This window comes from Psychromarinibacter sediminicola (assembly GCF_029168335.1).
Classification (GTDB): domain Bacteria; phylum Pseudomonadota; class Alphaproteobacteria; order Rhodobacterales; family Rhodobacteraceae; genus Psychromarinibacter; species Psychromarinibacter sediminicola.
In genome coordinates this window covers 114,164-133,349 of sequence record NZ_JARGYC010000001.1, presented here as the reverse complement: position 1 = coordinate 133,349, position 19,186 = coordinate 114,164, and the positions used below count along the sequence as shown (strand labels likewise).

Annotated in this window: 24 protein-coding genes; all 24 read right to left on the bottom strand. The window is 68.3% G+C overall.

Features of this window, described 5'->3' with window-relative positions:
- Positions 1–14: 14 nt before the first annotated feature.
- The 24 genes from nuoI to P1J78_RS00570 all read right to left on the bottom strand — a co-directional run bounded on the left by nuoI (position 15) and on the right by P1J78_RS00570 (position 19,181).
- Positions 15–509, bottom strand: coding sequence for an NADH-quinone oxidoreductase subunit NuoI (gene nuoI, locus P1J78_RS00685; RefSeq protein WP_275565379.1), 495 nt, complete (start codon positions 507–509; stop codon positions 15–17).
- Positions 510–558: 49 nt separating this feature from the next.
- Positions 559–1,596 (bottom strand): NADH-quinone oxidoreductase subunit NuoH, encoded by a 1,038-nt coding sequence (nuoH, locus tag P1J78_RS00680; RefSeq protein WP_275565378.1) that lies wholly within the window; start codon positions 1,594–1,596, stop codon positions 559–561.
- Between the two features lie 8 nt (positions 1,597–1,604).
- The gene (locus P1J78_RS00675) at positions 1,605–2,015 is read right to left on the bottom strand and encodes a YNQ4 family lipoprotein (RefSeq protein WP_275565377.1); all 411 of its coding nucleotides are present in this window, start codon (positions 2,013–2,015) and stop codon (positions 1,605–1,607) included.
- A 3-nt stretch (positions 2,016–2,018) separates the two neighbouring features.
- Positions 2,019–4,037, bottom strand: coding sequence for an NADH-quinone oxidoreductase subunit NuoG (gene nuoG, locus P1J78_RS00670; RefSeq protein ID WP_275565376.1), 2,019 nt, complete (start codon positions 4,035–4,037; stop codon positions 2,019–2,021).
- Positions 4,038–4,085: 48 nt separating this feature from the next.
- Entirely contained in the window at positions 4,086–4,493 is a 408-nt protein-coding gene (locus tag P1J78_RS00665; RefSeq protein ID WP_275565375.1) for a DUF5333 domain-containing protein, read from the bottom strand.
- A 4-nt stretch (positions 4,494–4,497) separates the two neighbouring features.
- Positions 4,498–4,992 (bottom strand): DUF3291 domain-containing protein, encoded by a 495-nt coding sequence (locus P1J78_RS00660; protein WP_275565374.1) that lies wholly within the window; start codon positions 4,990–4,992, stop codon positions 4,498–4,500.
- Positions 4,989–5,447: a DUF3291 domain-containing protein gene (locus tag P1J78_RS00655; RefSeq protein ID WP_275565373.1), complete on the bottom strand. Its 459-nt coding sequence runs from the start codon at positions 5,445–5,447 to the stop codon at positions 4,989–4,991. The genes P1J78_RS00660 and P1J78_RS00655 overlap by 4 nt, the downstream gene beginning before the upstream one ends.
- A gap of 9 nt (positions 5,448–5,456) precedes the next feature.
- Positions 5,457–5,819, bottom strand: a complete 363-nt coding sequence (locus P1J78_RS00650) for a hypothetical protein (protein WP_275565372.1) — start codon at positions 5,817–5,819, stop codon at positions 5,457–5,459.
- Between the two features lie 49 nt (positions 5,820–5,868).
- Positions 5,869–7,167: an NADH-quinone oxidoreductase subunit NuoF gene (gene nuoF, locus P1J78_RS00645; protein WP_275565371.1), complete on the bottom strand. Its 1,299-nt coding sequence runs from the start codon at positions 7,165–7,167 to the stop codon at positions 5,869–5,871.
- A 4-nt stretch (positions 7,168–7,171) separates the two neighbouring features.
- On the bottom strand, positions 7,172–7,402 hold the full coding sequence (locus tag P1J78_RS00640) for a DUF5337 domain-containing protein (RefSeq protein ID WP_275565370.1): 231 nt from the start codon (positions 7,400–7,402) through the stop codon (positions 7,172–7,174).
- Positions 7,403–7,411: 9 nt separating this feature from the next.
- The gene (locus tag P1J78_RS00635) at positions 7,412–8,161 is read right to left on the bottom strand and encodes a helix-hairpin-helix domain-containing protein (protein WP_275565369.1); all 750 of its coding nucleotides are present in this window, start codon (positions 8,159–8,161) and stop codon (positions 7,412–7,414) included.
- Between the two features lie 41 nt (positions 8,162–8,202).
- Entirely contained in the window at positions 8,203–9,510 is a 1,308-nt protein-coding gene (locus tag P1J78_RS00630) for an NADH-quinone oxidoreductase subunit E (RefSeq protein ID WP_275565368.1), read from the bottom strand.
- Between the two features lie 9 nt (positions 9,511–9,519).
- On the bottom strand, positions 9,520–10,296 hold the full coding sequence (locus P1J78_RS00625; protein ID WP_275565367.1) for a hypothetical protein: 777 nt from the start codon (positions 10,294–10,296) through the stop codon (positions 9,520–9,522).
- Positions 10,293–11,513, bottom strand: coding sequence for an NADH-quinone oxidoreductase subunit D (locus P1J78_RS00620; RefSeq protein WP_275565433.1), 1,221 nt, complete (start codon positions 11,511–11,513; stop codon positions 10,293–10,295). Before P1J78_RS00620 ends, P1J78_RS00625 begins: the two co-directional genes overlap by 4 nt.
- A gap of 12 nt (positions 11,514–11,525) precedes the next feature.
- Complete coding sequence (locus tag P1J78_RS00615) at positions 11,526–12,410, bottom strand: sulfotransferase family protein (protein WP_275565366.1); 885 nt, start codon at positions 12,408–12,410, stop codon at positions 11,526–11,528.
- A 13-nt stretch (positions 12,411–12,423) separates the two neighbouring features.
- Entirely contained in the window at positions 12,424–12,630 is a 207-nt protein-coding gene (locus P1J78_RS00610; protein WP_275565365.1) for a hypothetical protein, read from the bottom strand.
- Positions 12,630–13,235 (bottom strand): NADH-quinone oxidoreductase subunit C, encoded by a 606-nt coding sequence (locus P1J78_RS00605; RefSeq protein ID WP_275565364.1) that lies wholly within the window; start codon positions 13,233–13,235, stop codon positions 12,630–12,632. The genes P1J78_RS00610 and P1J78_RS00605 overlap by 1 nt, the downstream gene beginning before the upstream one ends.
- A gap of 36 nt (positions 13,236–13,271) precedes the next feature.
- Positions 13,272–13,898, bottom strand: coding sequence for a NuoB/complex I 20 kDa subunit family protein (locus P1J78_RS00600; protein WP_275565363.1), 627 nt, complete (start codon positions 13,896–13,898; stop codon positions 13,272–13,274).
- The gene (locus tag P1J78_RS00595; protein ID WP_275565362.1) at positions 13,889–14,254 is read right to left on the bottom strand and encodes an NADH-quinone oxidoreductase subunit A; all 366 of its coding nucleotides are present in this window, start codon (positions 14,252–14,254) and stop codon (positions 13,889–13,891) included. The genes P1J78_RS00600 and P1J78_RS00595 overlap by 10 nt, the downstream gene beginning before the upstream one ends.
- A gap of 233 nt (positions 14,255–14,487) precedes the next feature.
- Positions 14,488–16,224: a hypothetical protein gene (locus tag P1J78_RS00590; protein WP_275565361.1), complete on the bottom strand. Its 1,737-nt coding sequence runs from the start codon at positions 16,222–16,224 to the stop codon at positions 14,488–14,490.
- A 178-nt stretch (positions 16,225–16,402) separates the two neighbouring features.
- The gene (locus P1J78_RS00585) at positions 16,403–17,068 is read right to left on the bottom strand and encodes a glutathione S-transferase family protein (RefSeq protein ID WP_275565360.1); all 666 of its coding nucleotides are present in this window, start codon (positions 17,066–17,068) and stop codon (positions 16,403–16,405) included.
- The gene (locus tag P1J78_RS00580) at positions 17,065–17,808 is read right to left on the bottom strand and encodes a hypothetical protein (protein WP_275565359.1); all 744 of its coding nucleotides are present in this window, start codon (positions 17,806–17,808) and stop codon (positions 17,065–17,067) included. The genes P1J78_RS00585 and P1J78_RS00580 overlap by 4 nt, the downstream gene beginning before the upstream one ends.
- A gap of 39 nt (positions 17,809–17,847) precedes the next feature.
- Entirely contained in the window at positions 17,848–18,678 is an 831-nt protein-coding gene (locus P1J78_RS00575) for an EcsC family protein (RefSeq protein ID WP_275565358.1), read from the bottom strand.
- Entirely contained in the window at positions 18,675–19,181 is a 507-nt protein-coding gene (locus P1J78_RS00570) for a lysozyme inhibitor LprI family protein (protein WP_275565357.1), read from the bottom strand. Before P1J78_RS00570 ends, P1J78_RS00575 begins: the two co-directional genes overlap by 4 nt.
- Positions 19,182–19,186 lie beyond the last annotated feature (5 nt).

Sequence of the window (19,186 nt, the reverse complement as noted above, 5' to 3'; positions counted from 1 at the left end):
TTTGGCCGCGTCGATCATCTGTACGGTGCGTCCAGTTCTAGGTTGCGGGCGATCTCGGCCTCCCAGCGCGCGCCGTTCTCCAGGAGCTTCTCCTTGGTGTAGTACAGCTCCTCGCGCGTTTCGGTGGCGAACTCGAAATTCGGCCCCTCGACGATGGCATCCACCGGGCAGGCCTCCTGGCAGAAGCCGCAATAGATACACTTGGTCATGTCGATGTCGTAGCGCGTGGTCCGGCGCGAGCCGTCCTCGCGCGGCTCGGCGTCGATGGTGATCGCCTGGGCCGGGCAGATCGCCTCGCAGAGCTTGCAGGCGATGCAACGTTCTTCGCCGTTCGGATAGCGCCTCAGCGCGTGTTCGCCGCGGAACCGCGGGCTCAGCGGCCCCTTCTCGTGCGGGTAGTTCACCGTCGCCTTCGGCGCGAAGAAGTAGCGCAGCCCCAGCTTGAAGCCGGCGAAGAAGTCCGCCAGCAGAAAGTAGCGCGACGCGCGGGTCCAGTCGATCTGGGTCATGCCAACCCTCCAATCGGTCGAGTGTGAAGTCCGGGGCGCGGGTCCATCCTCAGCCTCCCACCGCCCAGCGGGCATAGGCGCCGCCGAACAGCTCGAAATGGGCGAAGAAGGACACGATGACCACCCAGGCCAGCGACAGCGGCAGGAACACCTTCCAGCCCAGCCGCATCAGCTGATCGTAGCGGTAGCGCGGGGTGATCGCCTTCACCATCGCGAAGATCAGGAAGAAGAAGCTCAGTTTTGCGATGAACCACAGCGCCCCGTCCGGCAGCCCGGGGATCGGCGACAGCCAGCCGCCGAAGAACAGCAGGGTGGTCAGCGCGCAGATCAGGAACATCGCGAAATACTCGCCCGCCATGAACAGCAGGAAGGGGGTCGAGGAGTATTCCACCTGGTAGCCCGCCACAAGCTCCGACTCCGCCTCGGGCAGGTCGAAGGGCGGGCGGTTGGTCTCGGCCAGGCCCGACACGAAGAACAGGAACACCATCGGCAGGTGCGGCAGCCAGTACCAGGAGAACAGGCCATAGCTGCCGTCCTGCGCCGCCACGATCTCGCCGAAGTTCAGCGAGCCGGTGGAGATGATCACGCCGATGATGATGAAGCCGATCGACACCTCGTAGGAGATCATCTGCGCCGCCGAGCGCAGCGAGCCCAGGAACGGGTATTTCGAGTTCGACGCCCAGCCGCCCATGATCACGCCGTAGACCTCCAGCGACGAGATCGCGAAGACATACAGGATCGCGACGTTGATGTCGGCCAGAACCCAGGTCTCGTTGAACGGAATGACGGCCCAGGCGGCCATCGGCAGCGCGAAGGCCACCAGCGGCGCGATCAGGAACACCGTCCGGTCCGCGCCGGCGGGGATCACCACCTCCTTGACGACCAGCTTCAGCATGTCGGCGGCCGACTGCAGCAGCCCGAAGACCCCCACGACGTTGGGCCCGCGCCGCATCTGCACCGCGGCCCAGACCTTGCGGTCGGCGTAGAGGAAGAAATACGCCGCCAGCAGCAGGAAGATCGCCATCAAAAGGCACTGCGCCAGGATGATGATCGCGATGCCCAGGCCGGTCGAAAAGAAGTCTGCCATATGTCCACTCACACCGTCGGTATGCCGTTCTCCGCGCAGCTGGCCACGGTGACCTCTGCGTCGATCGTGCTGGTGCCCCGCGGCAGGTCCGGCGAGATGGTGTAAACCGCATCTCCCTGCCAAACGCCACCCTCTTCGGCCACATTTGTGCGCACATGCCGCGCGAATCCGTAGCCGCGGATCAATGCGTATTGCGCCGCGGCGCATTCGGCATAGTCCGCCACGTCGCCGTTGTCGCGCGCGCCGCGCATCTCGACCACGAAACTCACCAGATCGCCCTCCAGAAGCCGGGTCTCGATCCCGCGATAGTCGGGCCGGAACGCCGCGCGCTCGGCGTCGCCTCCGGGGCCGGCCTCGCAGGCCGCCAGCCCGCCGAGGGCGAGCCAGCCGATGCCGATGCGCGCGCCCAGGTCATGCATCCCCTACTCGGCCGCGATGGCCGCATCGGTGCGCGCCTTGGCCCGGGCGCTGAGTTCCGCCATCAGCGCCGAGGCCCGCGCGATCGGGTTGGTCAGCCAGTAGTCGCGGACGGGGTTGCGGAAGGTCGCGTCGCCCAGCTTGCCCTGCGGCACCGGCTGCCATTCGTTCTCTGGCACCCGGTCCACCTGTTTCAGCACCGGCGCCGCCTCGACCAGCGACCGGCGCAGCTGCGCCAGGCTGTCGAAGGGCAGCGTCTGGCCGACCTCGGCCGACAGCGCCCGCAGGATGGCCCAGTTCTCCTTGGCCTCGCCCGGCGGGAAACCGGCGCGGATGGCGATCTGCGGGCGGCCTTCGGTGTTCACGAACAGGCCCTGCTCCTCGGTATAGGCCGCGCCGGGCAGGATCACGTCCGCCCGGTGCGCGCCGCGGTCGCCGTGCGAGCCCTGGTAGATCACGAACGGCCCGTCGGCGATCTCCACCTCGTCGGCGCCGAGGTTGTAGATCACGTCGGCGCCCTCGATGGCCTTGTCCATGCCGCCCTCGGTGGTGCAGCCCGCATCCATCGCGCCCACGCGGCTGGCGGCGGTGTGCAGCACCATGAAGCTCGACTCCGTCAGCTCCGCCACCTTCATCGCCGCGCCCAGCACGGCCGCGCCGTCGGCCTCGGCCACGCCGCCCTGCCCGACGATGACGACGGTGTTTTTGGCCCGGGCGGTCTTGTGGTCCTTGTCGACCATCTTCTGCAGCGCCGCGCGGTCGGTGCCGACATGGTCGTACTCGTAGGTCAGGTCGGCCGCCTCGCCGACCACCACGACGCGCGCGCCGTCCAGCCACGCCTTGCGGATGCGCGCGTTCAGCACCGGCGATTCCTCGCGCGGGTTGGTGCCGATCAGCAGGATCGTGTCGGCGGTGTCGATCTCCTCGATCGTCGCCGTGCCGACATAGCCCGACCGGTTCCCCGCCGGCAGCTTCGCGCCGTCGGTCCGGCACTCCACCGTGCCGCCCAGGCTCTCCACCAGCCCCTTCAGCGCAAAGGCCGCCTCGGCCGGGGCCAGATCGCCCACCAGCCCGGCCACCTTCTTGCCCTTCATCGCCTCGGCCGCCTTCGACAGCGCCTCGGGCCAGGTCGCGGGCCGCAGCTTGCCGTTCTCGCGGATGTAAGGCTTATCAAGACGTTGCCGCCGCAGCCCGTCCCAGACGAAGCGCGTCTTGTCGGAAATCCACTCCTCGTTCACCCCGTCATGGTTGCGGGGCAGGATCCGCATTACCTCGCGGCCCTTGGTATCCACCCGGATGTTCGAGCCCAGCGCGTCCATCACGTCGATGGTCTCGGTCTTGGTCAGCTCCCACGGCCGCGCGGTAAAGGCATAGGGCTTCGACACCAGCGCGCCCACCGGGCACAGGTCGATGATGTTGCCCTGCAGGTTCGAATCCAGCGTCTCGTTGAGATAGCTGGTGATCTCGGCATCCTCGCCCCGGCCGGTCTGGCCCATCTTGTGGATGCCGGCGACCTCGGTGGTGAACCGCACGCACCGGGTGCAGGAGATGCAGCGCGTCATGTGGGTCTCGACCAGCGGGCCCAGGTCCAGATCCTCGGTCGCGCGCTTCGGCTCGCGGTAGCGCGAGAAATCCACGCCATAGGCCATCGCCTGGTCCTGCAGGTCGCACTCGCCGCCCTGGTCGCAGATCGGGCAGTCCAGCGGATGGTTGATCAGCAGGAACTCCATGACGCCTTCGCGCGCCTTCTTGACCATCGGCGAGTTGGTCTTGACCACCGGCGGCTGGCCTTCCGGCCCCGGGCGCAGGTCCTTCACCTGCATCGCGCAGGAGGCGGCGGGCTTCGGCGGCCCGCCCACGACCTCGACGAGGCACATCCGGCAGTTGCCGGCGATCGACAGCCGTTCATGGTAGCAGAACCGCGGAATCTCGACCCCCGCCTGCTCGCAGGCCTGGATCAGGGTCATCGCCGGATCGACCTCTATCTCATTGCCGTCGATGATGATTTTCCGAAGGTCGGTCATTGCTCGTCCCATTCGTCAAGGCCGCGCCCGTCGCGGCCCGTGTTTCGCTCAATTCGCACGCAAAAGCCACCCGGTCAGGCTGTTTTTCTCGATCTCGGCCAGGCCCAGGCGGCAGTAGCTCTCCGCGTCGCCGGGGGTGACGCCGTTCTGCGCGAGATATGTGTCGCGCAGGCGCTTCAGCTCGGCCTTGTTCGCCGGATCCTTGCGCATCCGAGTGATGTCGTCCTTGGTATAGCCCAGCGACAGCGCGTAATCCTCAAGCTCCTTCGCCCGCGCCATCACACGGAAGAAGCGGGCGCTGATCGTCGGGCAGTTCTTGCGTATCTCGTCGCCCACGGCGGCCGACAGGAACTCGGCCCGCACGCGCGGGTTGTCGCCCAGGGGCGGCAGCGCCTGGGCCATGCCGGCCGTCACGGTCAGCGACAGGGCAAGGGCAATCTGGGTCAGTCTGAACATGGGTCTACTCCGCAGCGGTTGACGCACAGTTTCGCGTCCGCCAGAGCCGGGCCTCGGGCAGGTCGGCCCATCCGAACGCCCGCTCAGAAGGCCCGTTTGCCCGCAGGTCGTCCAGCCGCCCGAGCGCTTCCTCCAGAGATGGGCGGTGTCCCGCCGGTATCCACCACATCACGAAATGTTGGTCGGCAAGCACCTGAAACCACTCGTGTCTGCGGTCGTAGAACTGCCGGTGGACGGTGTTCCAGACGAAGTTCTCCAGGCTCGCCACGTCCTCCCACACGGTCAGGTTCGACACGTATTGCGGATCGCCGCCGATCTTGGCCTCGGTATTGCCGGTCCCCGGCTCGCCCGAGCCTTCCATCATCCACACAAAGCCCGGCATCCGCTTGCCCAGCCCGTTGATCCGGTCCAGCGCCGCCATGAACTCTGCGACGCGCGGGTCGTCGGTCGGCGCCACCAGCCGCCCGACGTTCAGTTCTGCCAGATGCATCGCCGTCATGCCGCCGTCCTCCGCGCGTGATCCCAACCGAAAGCGACATCGCTGTCGCCGTGCTGCCGCAGATGCTCCGCCCGCTCGGCCGCCTCGGCGAGCGTCGGGCGCGTGCCCTCCGGCACCCACCACAGCGCCAGCCGCAGCCCCTGGCCCGGCGCGAACCATTCGGCGCGGCGGTCGTAGAAGACCTTGTGCACCGACCGCCAGACGAACCGCTCCAGCGCGGCCAGGTCGCGCCAGACCGACAGGGTGCTGGCCAGGCGCGGATTGCCGCCCAGCGGCCCCTCCGGATCGAGCTGCGCGGTCTCCATCTCGTCGTCGCTTAGCTGCCAGACGAACCCGTCCGACCGCGCCGCGGCGGCGTTCACCCTGTCCAGCCCGTTCACGAAATCCGCGACGACGGGCGACTCCCAGTCGGCGCGCAGGACGCCCCAGTTGAACTGTGCCAGGTGCCGCCCCATGCCTGTCCCCTACCGCGCCTCGCAGCGGCCGCGCAGCGTGATCGAGTCGTCCACGATCCGCAGCTGGTCCACCGGCAAGTCCGGCCCCACGTCCCACTCGGCCGCGGAACTGCCGAACCGGCGCAGGCAATAGACCGTCGCGCGATAGCGCCCGGCCTCCTGCGCGGCCTCGGGATCGACCCGGACGGGCCGCACGGTGATGGTCAGCTCGCGCTTGTCCTCGCCCGAGATCTCCAGCCGCGACCGGAAGGTGATGTCGTTGATCTCCACCCGGTTCGGCCCCCGCGCGCTGGTCGTTCCGAAGCCGACCGCCCCGGCAACGTTCCGCGCGACGCCGCAGCCCGCCAGCGTGCCTGCCAGCAGCAGAAGCATCGCGCCCCGCGCAAGTCCCCGTCCGGAAAGGCGCTCGTCCATCATACCGTCACTCCGCCGCGACCGCGCTCGCACGGCCGGTCTTCTGCGCCTTGATCCGGTCCTCGATCTCGTCGCGGAAGTTGCGGATCAGGCCCTGGATCGGCCAGGCCGCCGCGTCGCCCAGCGCGCAGATGGTGTGGCCCTCGACCTGCTTGGTCACGTCGAACAGCATGTCGATCTCCTCGACCTCGGCCTCGCCGCGCACCAGCCGCTCCATCACCCGCATCATCCAGCCGGCGCCCTCGCGGCAGGGCGTGCACTGGCCGCAGCTTTCGTGCTTGTAGAACTTCGCCAGCCGCCAGATCGCCTTGATGATGTCGGTGTCCTTGTCCATCACGATCACCGCCGCCGTGCCCAGGCCCGAGCCCAGTTCGCCCCGCAGATAGTCGAAGTCCATCAGCGCGTCGCGCATGTTCTCGCCGCGCACGCACGGCACCGAGGAGCCGCCCGGGATCACCGCCTTCAGGTTGTCCCAGCCGCCGCGGATGCCGCCGCAATGGGTGTCGATCAGCTCCTCGAAGGAAATCGACATCGCCTCTTCCACGACGCAGGGCTTGTTCACATGGCCCGAGACCGCGAAGATCTTGGTCCCGGCGTTGTTCTGCCGCCCGAAGCTCGCGAACCACTCCGCGCCCCGGCGCAGGATCGTCGGCACCACCGCGATCGACTCGACGTTGTTCACCGTGGTCGGGCAGCCGTAAAGCCCCGCGCCGGCCGGGAACGGTGGCTTCATCCGCGGCATCCCCTTCTTGCCCTCCAGGCTTTCCAGAAGCGCCGTCTCCTCGCCGCAGATATAGGCCCCGGCCCCGTGCGCCAGGTACAGGTCGAAGTCCCAGCCCGACCCGGCCGCGTTCGGCCCCAGAAGGCCGGCGTCATACGCCTCGTCGATGGCCGCCTGCAGCGCCTCGCGCTCGCGGATGTACTCGCCGCGGATATAGATGTAGGAGGCGTTCGCCCCCATCGCAAAGGACGCGATCAGGCAGCCCTCGATCAGCGTGTGCGGATCGTGGCGCATGATCTCGCGGTCCTTGCAGGTGCCGGGCTCGGACTCGTCGGCATTCACCACCAGATAGGCCGGCCGCCCGTCGGATTCCTTGGGCATGAACGACCATTTCAGCCCCGTCGGGAACCCCGCGCCGCCGCGCCCGCGCAGCCCGCTGGCCTTCATGATCTCCACGATCTTGTCGCGGCCCAGCGCGATCAGGTCGGCCGTACCGTCCCAATGCCCGCGCTTTTTCGCCCCCGCGAGCGTGCGGTCGTGCATGCCGTAGAGGTTGGTGAAGATGCGATCCTTGTCGGCGAGCATTGCCTTACCCTTCGTTGTCCCGGCGTTTCCGCCAGATCTGATACGTCACGATGATGGCCCACAGGAACCCCGCGAGCGCCAGGAAGTCGAACAGCAGCACGACCCGCGGCGTCAGCCCCAGCGCGGCGCCGGCATATTGCGCGCCCAGCCACAGGACCAGCGTGGCGACGATCACCACCGCCACCTGCCGCGCCTGCCGCGCGAGCGCCTTGTCCTTGTCGCCGGGCTCCGCCATCGACACTCCCTAATACACCTCGCCCTTGTCCACGCGGGACGAGAATTCCGTATCCCCGCCGCCGGCGAGGATCCTTGCCTGCGCCACCCAGTCGTCGCGGCTGACCCGGCCCCGGAAGCCCTTGAGGTTGCCGTCCATCCAGGCGACCTCCGCCGGGCCCCAGGCCGCGATCTGGTCGAAGTGATAGATGCCCATCTCGTTGAGCTGGGTTTCGAGCTTGGGCCCCACGCCCTTGATTTCCTTCAGGTTGTCCGGCCCGCCCGCGCGCGCCGCGTCGAGCGTCGGGGGCTTCGTGCCGTCGCCGTCCGCGGGCGCCGGCGCCGGGGCCGGCGTCGGGGCCGGCGCGGCGGGGGCCACGGGCGCCTCGGCGGGACTTTCCGCCGCCGGGGTCTCGCCCGGCGTCTCGCCCGCCGGCTCCGGCGCGGCGCCGGGCCGCGTCGCCGGCGCCATCTCCTCGTAATCCTCGTCATACGCCTCGTCGTCGGACGGCGCATGCAGGATGTGCTCCGCCTCGGCCTCGCTGGTCGCCGGGGCGGGCGCCGGCCGGTCGACGGGATGGGCGACCTCGCCCTCGACCGGACCGCCGAAGCCGTAGAACAGGATCAGGTAGACGACCACGGCCACGATCACGCCCAGGACCAGCGCGCCGAAGAAGCCGTAGGCCGCAAGCAGCCAGAAGGCCACCAGCACCACCGCCCCCGCGACACCGGCGACGACCAGCATCGTGTTGCGCGACATCCCGTTTCGTTCCTGAGCCATGGCTCCTCTCCCCCGCTATCCGCCTTTTTGCGTGTACGGGATCAGTATTTAGCGCGTTTGGAGAATTCTGTCTCCTGCCCCGATGCCAAGAGCTTCGCCTGCTTCACCCACTCGTCGCGCGTCACCCGGCCCTTGAACCCCTCCAGGTTCGCGTCGACCCAGGCGATCTCTTCCGCGGTCCAGGCCGCGATCTGGTCGAAGTGATAAAAGCCCAGCCCGTGCAGCAGCGCCTCCAGCTTGGGCCCCACGCCCTTGATCTTCTTCAGATCGTCCGCCTTGCCTTCGCGCGGAGCGTCCAGCGCCTCGGGCTTGCGCGCGTCCTCCGGCCTAACCGAGGCCGCGGCGCGGGTGGCGGCGTCGGCGTCGTCGGCGGCTTTCTCGTCGGCGGGCTGTTTCGGCCCCTTGGCGCCCTCTTCCATCGGCTCGTCCGACACCTTCGGCGCCGAGCCCGCCGCCGCATCCGCCTCGGCCGGCTTCGCGTCGGCATTATGCGCCTGCCCGCCGCTGTACTCCGGCTTGCTCTTGGTCTCCGCCGGCGCCTCGCGCTTGTCGATGCCGGTCTTGTCGGCCGGCACGCCCTCGGCCGGGCGCGGGCTGCGCGCGGCCGCCGCCGAGGCCTCGACCTCGGCATCCGTCGTCGTGTTCCGCTGCCACGGGGTCAGCAGCGGCACCTCGGTGCCGTCGATGCGCTTGATCGTGTCGCCCAGCTCCAGCGCCAGCTCGACCGAGGCGTTATGCTCCGCGCGCCCGGCCTCGTACTCCTTGAGGCTGGTCAGCCCGTCCGCCGGCTCGGACGCATAACGCCCGGTCTGCGACCCCGGCATGGGGACCCGGCCGGCGGCCAGCTCGTCGAGGATCTCGCCGAACCGCTCGGCCGTCAGATCCTCGTAATAGTCCTTGCCGATCTGCGCCATCGGGGCGTTGGAACAGGCGCCCAGGCACTCGACCTCTTCCCAGCTGAACTTGCCGTCCTCGGACCGCATGTGCGGCTGCGGCGCGATCTTCTCGCGGCAGACGGCCATCAGGTCCTCCGCCCCGCAGATCATGCAGGACGTGGTCCCGCAGACCTGCACATGCGCCACCGACCCCACCGGCGACAGGTGGAACATGAAGTAGAAGGTCGCCACCTCCAGCGCCCGGATATGCGCCAGGCCCAGCATGTCGGCCACATGCTCGATCGCAGCGCGGGACAGCCAGCCCTCTTGCTCCTGCGCGCGCCACAGAAGCGGGATGATCGCGCTGGCCTGCCGGCCCTCGGGAAACTTGGTCAGCTGCGCCTCGGCCCATTTCTGGTTGGCCTCGGTGAACGCGAAACTCTCGGGTTGTTCGGGGTGAAGACGGCGGAGCATTGTTCGTCCTTATCCGTTGCAGTCCGCGAGGCTGACCGTCATCGCCGCCTCGTCCACGATTACCTTGCCGGCGGGCACCAGCACGCCGAATATGTCCTTCATCGCACCGTCCAGCGCCGGCCGCGCGTCCGCGCGATCCGCCTCGGCCAGCCCGATGCCCGCGGCCACGGTGTCGATGATCCCCTGCCGCCCCGCCTCGGGGTCGGAGAAATCCAGCGTGCAGCCGCCGGTCTCGAAATGGTCCTCGATCAGCGCGACGATCTCCTCGGTGGGGACCGCGCCGGCGCCCGGCAGGCTGTAGGAGGCCGGGATCGTCTCCAGCGGGCCGGGGCCCGACAGATCCGGCGCCGCGGTCGTGCAGTCGCGCAGCCAGACGACGCCGCGCTCCACGTCGGCCACGATGCGGCCCTCCTCGACCATGGCGCGCGACACCGGGCTGATCCGGTCGCGCAGCCGGTCGCTGACGGCGAAGGCCTCGTCCTCGTCCAGCTCCAGCGCCGCGGCGAAATGCGCGATGATCTTCCGGTCCGTCGCCTCTTCGTCGACCATGCTCAGGGTACAGCCGTTCTCGGTCAGCAGCGCCTCCAGCAGCCGCTCGATCCGCTCGCGCTCCAGCCCGTCGATCCGGGCGCGCAACTCGGCGAATTGCGTCCCGCTCTCCGGCTCGCCCGTGGCCGCGTCGCCGGCGGTCGCGTCGTCCTGCGCCAGCACCGGCGCCGCCAGGCCCAGCGCCAGAAGCGCGCCCGCCAGACGCCCCGCCAGGGTCCGTCGAACGGCCAGCCTCACCGGTCGACCTCGCCGAACACGATGTCCATCGTCCCGATGATCGCCGCCACGTCGGCCAGCTGGTGGCCGCCAGCCACGTGGTCCATCGCCTGCAGGTGCAGATATCCCGGCGCCCGCAGCTTGATGCGATAGGGCCGGTTGGTGCCGTCGGCCACCATGTAGACGCCGAACTCGCCCTTCGGCGCCTCGACGGCGGCATAGACCTCGCCGGGTGGCACGTGGAAGCCCTCGGTATAGAGCTTGAAGTGATGGATCAGCGCTTCCATCGAGGTCTTCATCTCGGCGCGCTTCGGCGGGGTGATCTTGCCCCGCGACAGGATATCCCCCTGCCCCTCGGGCGCGCGCAGCTTGTCGATGGCCTGGCGGATGATCTTCACGCTCTCGCGCATCTCCTGCATCCGCACCAGGAACCGGTCGTAGCAGTCGCCGTGCTTGCCCACCGGGATGCCGAACTCGAACTCGTCATAGCATTCATAGGGCTGCGACCGCCGCAAGTCCCAGGCGAGCCCCGAGCCGCGCACCATCACGCCGGAAAAGCCCCAGTCGAGGATGTCCTGCTCGGTGACCACGCCGATGTCGCAGTTGCGCTGCTTGAAGATGCGGTTCTCGCTGAGCAGTTCGTCGAGGTCGTCCAGCACCTTCAGGAACGGGTCGCACCAGGCCTCGATGTCGTCGATTAGCTGCGGCGGCAGATCCTGATGCACGCCGCCGGGCCGGATATAGGCCGCGTGCAGCCGCGCCCCGCAGGCCCGCTCGTAGAACACCATCAGCTTCTCGCGCTCCTCGAAGCCCCAGAGCGGCGGGGTCAGCGCGCCCACGTCCATCGCCTGTGTGGTGACGTTCAGCAGGTGGTTCAGGATGCGCCCGATCTCGGAATACAGAACCCGGATCAGGCTCGCCCGCCGCGGCACCGGCGTGCCGGTCAGCTTCTCGATCGCCAGGCACCAGGCATGCTCCTGGTTCATCGGCGGCACATAGTCCAGCCGGTCCAGATAGGGCAGGTTCTGCAGGTAGGTGCGGCTTTCCATCAGCTTCTCGGTGCCGCGATGCAGCAGGCCGATATGCGGGTCGCAGCGCTCGACGATCTCGCCGTCCAGCTCCAGCACCATCCGCAAAACCCCGTGCGCCGCAGGGTGCTGCGGGCCGAAGTTGATGTTGAAGTTGCGGATCTTCTGCTCGCCGGTCTCGGTATCGGCAAAGCCACGGGTGACGGGCATATCCATCATCGGTCACACCTTTGCATCATTGGCCTGCCAGGCGGCAGGCAGGGCGCCGAAGCGCCGTTCAACGTAGTCGTATTGCGGCGCCAGCCAGGCGCGCGCCGCGGCCGCCGCGTCGGGGTCCAGATCCGCCGGCTTGCCGCCATGCACGCGCCGCGCCGTATCGCCCGCCACCGGCGCGATGCCGAGAAAGGCGCACAGCCGCTCCAGCCCGCCCTCGGCGAACAGATCCTCGTAGAACATCACCAGCGTGCGGTCCGCCTCGACGCTCCGGTCGAGCTTTTCCAGCACCGCCCGGTAATCCGACCGTCGCGCGATGTCCTGGTGGCCGCCTTTCAGCACCTTGTCCAGCATCCGGTGCGCGTGGCGCGGGGTCACCGTCTTCCCGCCCTTGATCCGCAGCGAGTTCATCCGCACGTGGCTCCACAGCCGGTCGACCGGGTCGCGCATCAGGTAGACGAAGCGCACGTCGGGCAACAGCGCCGCCATCCGCGCCAGCCGCTCCTCGGGCAACAGCCCGTAGGCCGGCGTGATGTCCGCCACCAGCCGCCGGTCGCCCAGCCCGCCGGTCAGATAATCCAGGTACGCACCCTCGTCCTCGCGGCCGAGCCCCAGCACCTTTTCCCAGGCGGCGCGGTCCTCGATCCGCCGGTTCAGCTCGACGCGCTTCGCCTCGTCCGCCGTCACCATGCGGCGCAGCAGCGTGCGGATCATCCCTTCGATCTCCGCGCGCTTCGTCTCCAGCCGCCCGGTCTCGACCGAGTCGAAGTAATGCAACTCCTTCAGCGTGCGCAGATGACACTCCGGATGCCGCGCCAGCTGCGCATGCAGCCAGCTCGTCCCCGCCTTGGTCGCGCCAAGACAGAACATCAGCGTGGGCTCCGGCCGGCTCATCCCCGCGCCCCCGTCATCCGCGGCCCGGCCCGTCCGCGGGCTCCTTGAACGCGATCACCCACAGCAGCACCAGCGCGCCCAACGGGATGATCGCGACCAGCGCCACCGGCGCCGGGATGCCGAAGCGCGGCAACAGCCGCCAGAACGGCACCACCAGAAGCGCCGCGACCACCAGGAACCAGAAGAACCCGAAACCGCCCATCGCGAACTGACCGCCCATCACGTCGCGCCCTCCTTCTCGTCGCCCGGCAGGATATAGTCGGCCCCTTCCCACGGGCTCATGAAGTCGAACTGCCGGTATTCCTGCACCAGCTTCACCGGCTCGTAGACCACCCGCTTCTCGGCCTCGTCATAGCGCACCTCGACATAGCCGGTCGTCGGGAAATCCTTGCGCAGCGGATGCCCGCGGAAGCCGTAATCGGTCAGGATCCGCCGCAGATCCGGGTGGCCGGTGAACAGGATGCCGAACATGTCGTAGACCTCCCGCTCGAACCAGTTGGCCGCCGGATGCACGTCGACGATCGACGCCGCCGTCTGATCCTCGCGGATCTTGGTTTTCACCCGCAGCCGGTGGTTCTGGTACATCGACAGGAAATGGTAGACGAGGTCGAACCGCGCCTCGCGCTCCGGGAAGTCGATGGCAGTGATGTCGACCAGGGTCGAGAACTTGCAGGTCTGGTCGGTCTTCAGGAACTCCACGAAGCTGACCACCGACGTCGGCGCCACCTCCACCGTCAGCTCGCCAAAGGCGATCTCCCAGCCCAGAACGCAGTCCGGCCGCTTCAACTCGATATGCTGGCCAAGCTCTTGCAGGGCGTCGCTCATGTCACATCAATCCTCTTTCGCGCCGCGCCCGGCGGCTCAGCGAATGATCGTCCCGGTGCGGCGGATCTTCCGCTGCAGCGCCAGGATGCCGTATAGCAGCGCCTCCGCCGTCGGCGGGCAGCCCGGCACGTAGATGTCCACCGGCACGATCCGGTCGCAGCCGCGCACCACGCTGTAGCTGTAGTGATAATACCCCCCGCCATTGGCGCAGGAGCCCATCGAGATCACGTAGCGCGGCTCGGGCATCTGGTCGTACACCTTGCGCAGCGCCGGCGCCATCTTGTTGGTCAGCGTGCCCGCCACGATCATCAGGTCCGACTGGCGCGGGCTCGCCCGCGGCGCCGTGCCGAACCGCTCCATGTCGTAGCGCGGCATCGAGGTCTGCATCATCTCCACCGCGCAGCAGGCCAGCCCGAAGGTCATCCAGTGCAGGCTGCCGGTGCGCGCCCAGTTGATCACGTCCTCGGTCGAGGTGACGAGGAACCCCTTGTCCTGCAGCTCGCGGTTCAGCACCTGCGTCGCCGCGTCGCCGCGATAGCCCTCCTCGAAGGCCGCCGCCGGCACGGTCGAGGACGGGGCGGTCTTCACCCGCTCGCTCTGCTCGCCCATGCCCTGCGTCTCGGTGACGAAGGCGTCGTCGGACTTGCTCTCCTTCACTCCCATTCCAGGGCCCCTTTCTTCCATTCATAGGCGAAGCCCACCGTGAGAACGGCCAGGAACACCATCATCGACCAGAAGCCCACGTCGCCGATATCCCGGAACGCCACCGCCCAGGGGAACAGGAAGGCCACCTCCAGGTCGAAGATGATGAACAGGATCGAGACCAGGTAGAACCGCACGTCGAACTTCATCCGCGCGTCGTCGAAGGCGTTGAAGCCGCATTCATAGGCGCTGACCTTCTCGGGGTCGGGGTTGCGGACCGCGAGGATCATCGCGGCCAGCATCAGCACCAGGCCCAGGCCCAGGGCGACGCCGAGAAACAGCAGGATGGGAAGATACTCGGTGGCGAGAGCTTGCACGTACTGGCTCCTTTGCGTGGGCTGAGTGCACTTGCCGCTCAGCCATAAACCCGCCCCCCGGAAGGGTCAACCGACACACGGCCCGCCCCGCGGGGACAAACGGCAGGCGTTCGGGGCGGGATCTAGCCCGAGGATGCCGGGATTTCCATGAACTTAACGCAGATCGTGATCCCGGTCCGGCCGGCCCGGACCCGTCCCGCCGGCCCGGCCGCGCCCCGCCGGCCGCGCCGCCCTCACCGCATCCGGAACCGCGTCCTCAGCCCCAGGCCCAGAAAGAACAGGAACACGAAGCCCAGCACGGTCTGCGCCGCGCCCATCACTTGGAACACCCACGCCCGCGCCTGCAGGAGCTCCACGTCGAAATAGAGCCGCTGGAACCCGAAGAACGAGAACGTGTTCGCCACCGACAGGGCCAGCTCCCCGCCCCAGGTCACCGGCCCCGCCTCCGGCACCGCCAGCGCGGGCCAGGCCGCGCAGAGCCACGCCACCAGCGCCCAGGGCACCAGGATCGTCAGGATCAGCAGCGCCGCCGGCCGCTCCACGCTGTAGCCGAAGAACGACACCTCGCGGAACAGCACATACGGCAGCCGCCGCCAGACCCCGCCGATCCGCGCCTCGAACCCCATCTCCTTGCGAAAGAAGAAATGCTCCTCCTCCGGCAACCCCTGCCGCCCCATCGCATGCCGGAGCGCCGCCGCCGATTTCTGCGCCGCCTTCAGCTTCTCGGGATCGTCCGGGATCGCGGGCCATGACGGCACCCGAAGGACTTCCCCTTTGTCCGGACCGTCCGGCACCTCGCGCTCAGTCGTGCGATCCCCGGCCACCACCTCCATCCGCTCCGGCGGCGCCACCCCGTCCAGCACCGGGTATTCCGTCTCGAAGGACGCCTCGCGGAATGTCACAGACCGTCCGAAGGACGCATCGCTGAAGTCAGCCACCGTACGAAACCAAGTGGTAATGAATTTCGGATGGGTTGCGAAGACCGCAGAGACAAACCTAGCAGCGCCTATAAAAGTCACGGAAGAGAATGAGACGGTGCTGTTGAACGTCGCCACGGTGAAAAAAGCGTCCCGGGCGAACGTCGCGGATTCGAAAAAGACTCTCGAATTGAAGGTCGCGTAAGTAAACGAGGCATTGCAGGTGAATGACGCGGACAAGTACACAGCATCGTCAAAAAAATTTGCATCTGTGAAATTCGCCTCACCTGCAAAGGTTGTGAAATAGAACATGGCTTCGTTCTTGAAGTTCACGGAGATAAAATGTGCATCACCTTTCATTACCGCATTGTCAAAAAACGCGCTTTGGTTGAAGGTCGCGGAGTTGAACCAAGATTCACTATCGAAAGTTGTGGAAAGAAACAACGCTATACCAGCAAAGGTTGCTGAGTGGAACCAGGCAGTCCCACTGAAATAAGCGGAGGAGAAATTGACACCTTCGGAAAAGGTCGCGGAGGCGAACGTGGCATAGCCAGTGAAAACCCACATCGACCAAATTCGGGCTTGTGAGAAGTGGATTTCGGATAGGTCTATGCCCGCCCACGGTTCTGGCCCATCTGCATCTTGACCATCGATCTCCCGAAAAGCGGCTGCCACCTCGGCCAACTTCGTGTCTTCCGGATCGGCAAACTGTTGGAACCGTGCCGCCACGACGGCCTTCTCCTCAGGAGTCAGCGGTGCCAGTTCATCTATAGACAAGCCGATATGTTCCGCTAGTTCTGTCCGCTCCGCTTGCGACATCCGCGAACAGACCCAGCCGTTCCAGTACCGTCGGTTCAACTCCTCAAGCTCATTGAGCTCATCCGGCCCCTCATCCCCCTCCGGCACCCCCGCAATCGACATCATCAGATACCACGGGTTCTTCTCCGCCGGCTGCAACAGCGTCCCGTCGTTCCGCGTGGCCACCCCGGTCTCCGGGTCCACCTCCACGACGAACCCCGCCGGCTTGTCCGGATCCCGCAACCCACTCGTCATCACCCCTCCCCCGGACGCCCCGCACACGGGGCCGAGCCTATCGCCCCGCCCGCCCCCTGTCACCGGAGGCCGGGTGCCCGGCATGACTCCAGCCCGCGGACGCTACGGACGCCGCGGACTTGTTACCGGTAACAATATAGAAATCAGAGATTTAACACCCCGTCCAACCTCGGACACTTCATTTCCAGGCCGGATAGAACGCCTTCTCATAGAGCAGCCCCGCCCCCTCCGGCGGCAGCGCCGCCTGAAACGCCGGCCGCTCCGTGATCCGCTCGTACCAGGCCGAAAGCTCCGGAAACGGCTCGATCCGGGCGAAGTGCCGGGCCATGTAGACCGCCTGCCCCACCCCCACATCCGCCGCCGAGAACCCGCCCGTCAGCAGGTAGTCGCGGTTCTCCACCGGTGTCGACAGCCGCCCCTCGATCGCGGCATAGCATTTCTCCAGCCGCTTCGCCTCCAGCTTCATCACCACCGGCGAGCGCATCTCGTCCTCGTAGAGCATGATATGCTGCTGGGTCAGCGCCGCCGTATGCTGGCTGATCGTCTCGGCGAAGTGCAGCCAGATCAGGAATTCCGCCCGGTCCATCGCCCCCGGCGGCCGCCCCATCCCCGCGTCGGGGAAGCGCTCGCACAGGTATTGCAGGATGGCGCCGGATTCCCACAGCACTTCGCCGTCGATTTCCAGCGCCGGCACCCGCCCGGCGGGGTTCAGCACCAGGTATTCCGGGCTCCGCAGCGTCTTGTCGAAGGGCTGCACGACCAGCTCGAAATCGACCCCCAGCTCGTAGAGCAGCCACAGCACCCGCATCGAGCGGGTCTGGTGGCAGTGATGCAGCCGGATCATTCCGCGGCCTCCTCTTCGCACCAGCCGGGATCGCCCGGCGCCCGCACATGGCCCGCGGCCAGCATCACCTCGGCGACGTCCACGCCATCCACCAGGATGCGGATCTCGTCCGCCCCGACCCCCGGCGGCGTCTCCGCCACCAGCTCGACAACGTCTTCGGCCGGGGCCTCCGCCTCGGCCGCTTCATCGGCCTCGCCAGCCGGCGCTTCGCCCTCGGTCTCCGCCGCGGGATCGCCCACGGCTTCGTCCGTCTCCGGCTCAGGCTCCGGCACGGGCACCGGCGCCGCGCCCGGCCCCTGCACCTCGATCACATCCGCCGAATACAGCGCCTTGCGCAGGTCCAGCGCCGCCATCAGCCCGGCCACCGTCTCCGCCCCGCAGCCCAGCGACAGCAGCGCCGGCGCCTCGTAGCCCGCCACCTGCCGCGGCAGATCGGTCCCGTCGGGACAACCCGTCCGCACCGTATCGCCATCGACCACGACCCGCACCGCGCAGGCCCCCCCCGGCGCCTTGGCCATCCCGTTGACATAGTCGCCCCCCGGCCCGACCAGCGCCAGGAGCAGCGCCACCGCGACCACGAACCGCACCAGCCGGCCGGTCAAAGACGGCCGCCGCGCGCGCCGCTCGCGCCGGCCGCCCCCGCCGGACTTGCCGGAGGTCTCCCGGTAGGCGGGCCGCCAGTCCTTGTAGCGGCTGTGCTCCCAGGTCTTCTTGTCCTGTCCCTGCGTCGGTTTCGCCATGTCCTCTCGCCCTGCCCCGGGCGGACCGGCCCGAAAGGCCTAGCCCGCGTCCCTGTCGCTCGCGTCCCCGTCCGGCCCGGCCAGCGCCTTGCGCTCCATCAGCCAGCGCTGCCGGTAGGCATAGCGCGCCGCCCGCGCCACGTCGGCCTGGAACGAGGCATTGACCGTCGCCGCGACGATCCCGCCCATGACCGGAACGATCTGCCCGACCTTGCGGGCGGCCAGCGAAACGCCCAGCTGCCGCGCGATCCGCTCCACGATCTTGTCGGCGACCCAGCGGCCGCCCTTCTCCAGCACGATCTGCGCCTCGGGCCGCGACAGCTCGCGCGCCAGCGCGTTCATCTGCTCCACCGCCTCGGCCCGGCGCTCCGTCGCCATGGCGGTTGCCACCTCCAGCACCATCATCCGGTAGGCCCGCTCGGCCTCGTCGTCGCGCAGAAAGCCATAGGCCGCGCCGGTCGCCCGCACGCAGCGCGCCGCCAGGCCGATGGTCGCCGGCACGTCCACCGCCAGCCCGGCCGCGCCGAACCAGCCCGCCGCACCGCCGCTGGCCGCGCTGGTCCCCTGCGCCCAGGCCTGCACCCGAAGCGCCGCCCTGTCACAGGCCAGGATATCGTCCGCGTCATGCGTCTTCAGCTCGCGCGGAATGGTCAGCCCCGCCGCCCGGTCCGCCTCGCGCAGCGCGCGCCGCACCAGCGCCGGCGGGATCATCCGGCCGAGCAGGCCGCTCACCGGCGCCGTCAGCCGCTCCGCGCCCCGGCCCAGCCGCGTCGCGCGGCGCTTCTCGAACACCCGCTGCTGGCGGATCGCCTGCTGCACCGCCTCCGAAAGCCCGTCCGGGCCCTTCGGCAGCCCGGGGTCGCCGGTCATCGCCCGCCCCCCGCGTCGCGCCGGGCTTCCAGGTAGAACACCTGCTCGGCCGTCATCCGCATCAGGCAGCGGGTGGCCGCCGGCCCGCCGCCGGTGCCGCCGCCCCATTGCGCGCGCTCGTAGTCGCAGGTCGCGTCGCGGAAGTCGATCCAGGCGCGCTGCATGTCGCGCAGCGTCTCGACCAGCCGTCCCGCGCCCGGCATGTCGCCGTATTCGGCATCCTCCGCCCGGTCGCTGGCGCGCAGGTCGCGGTAGACGGCGTTCAGACGGTCGTCCCACCACTGGTATTCGTTCCACAGGCAACCGCCCATGCCCACGGTCGAGCCGCCCGCCGGCGTCTCCATGCAGGCCTGCGCCGACGTGCCGGCACAGGCCTCGCGCGCCGCGCGGTCCTCGGCGGCCGCCAGGCACCGCTCGGTGTGGGATATGTCGAATTCCAGCTCCTGCGCCTGGCCCGGCAGGGCCGCCAGCAGGACAGGAAGGCTCAGGATCAGACGTTTCATCATCG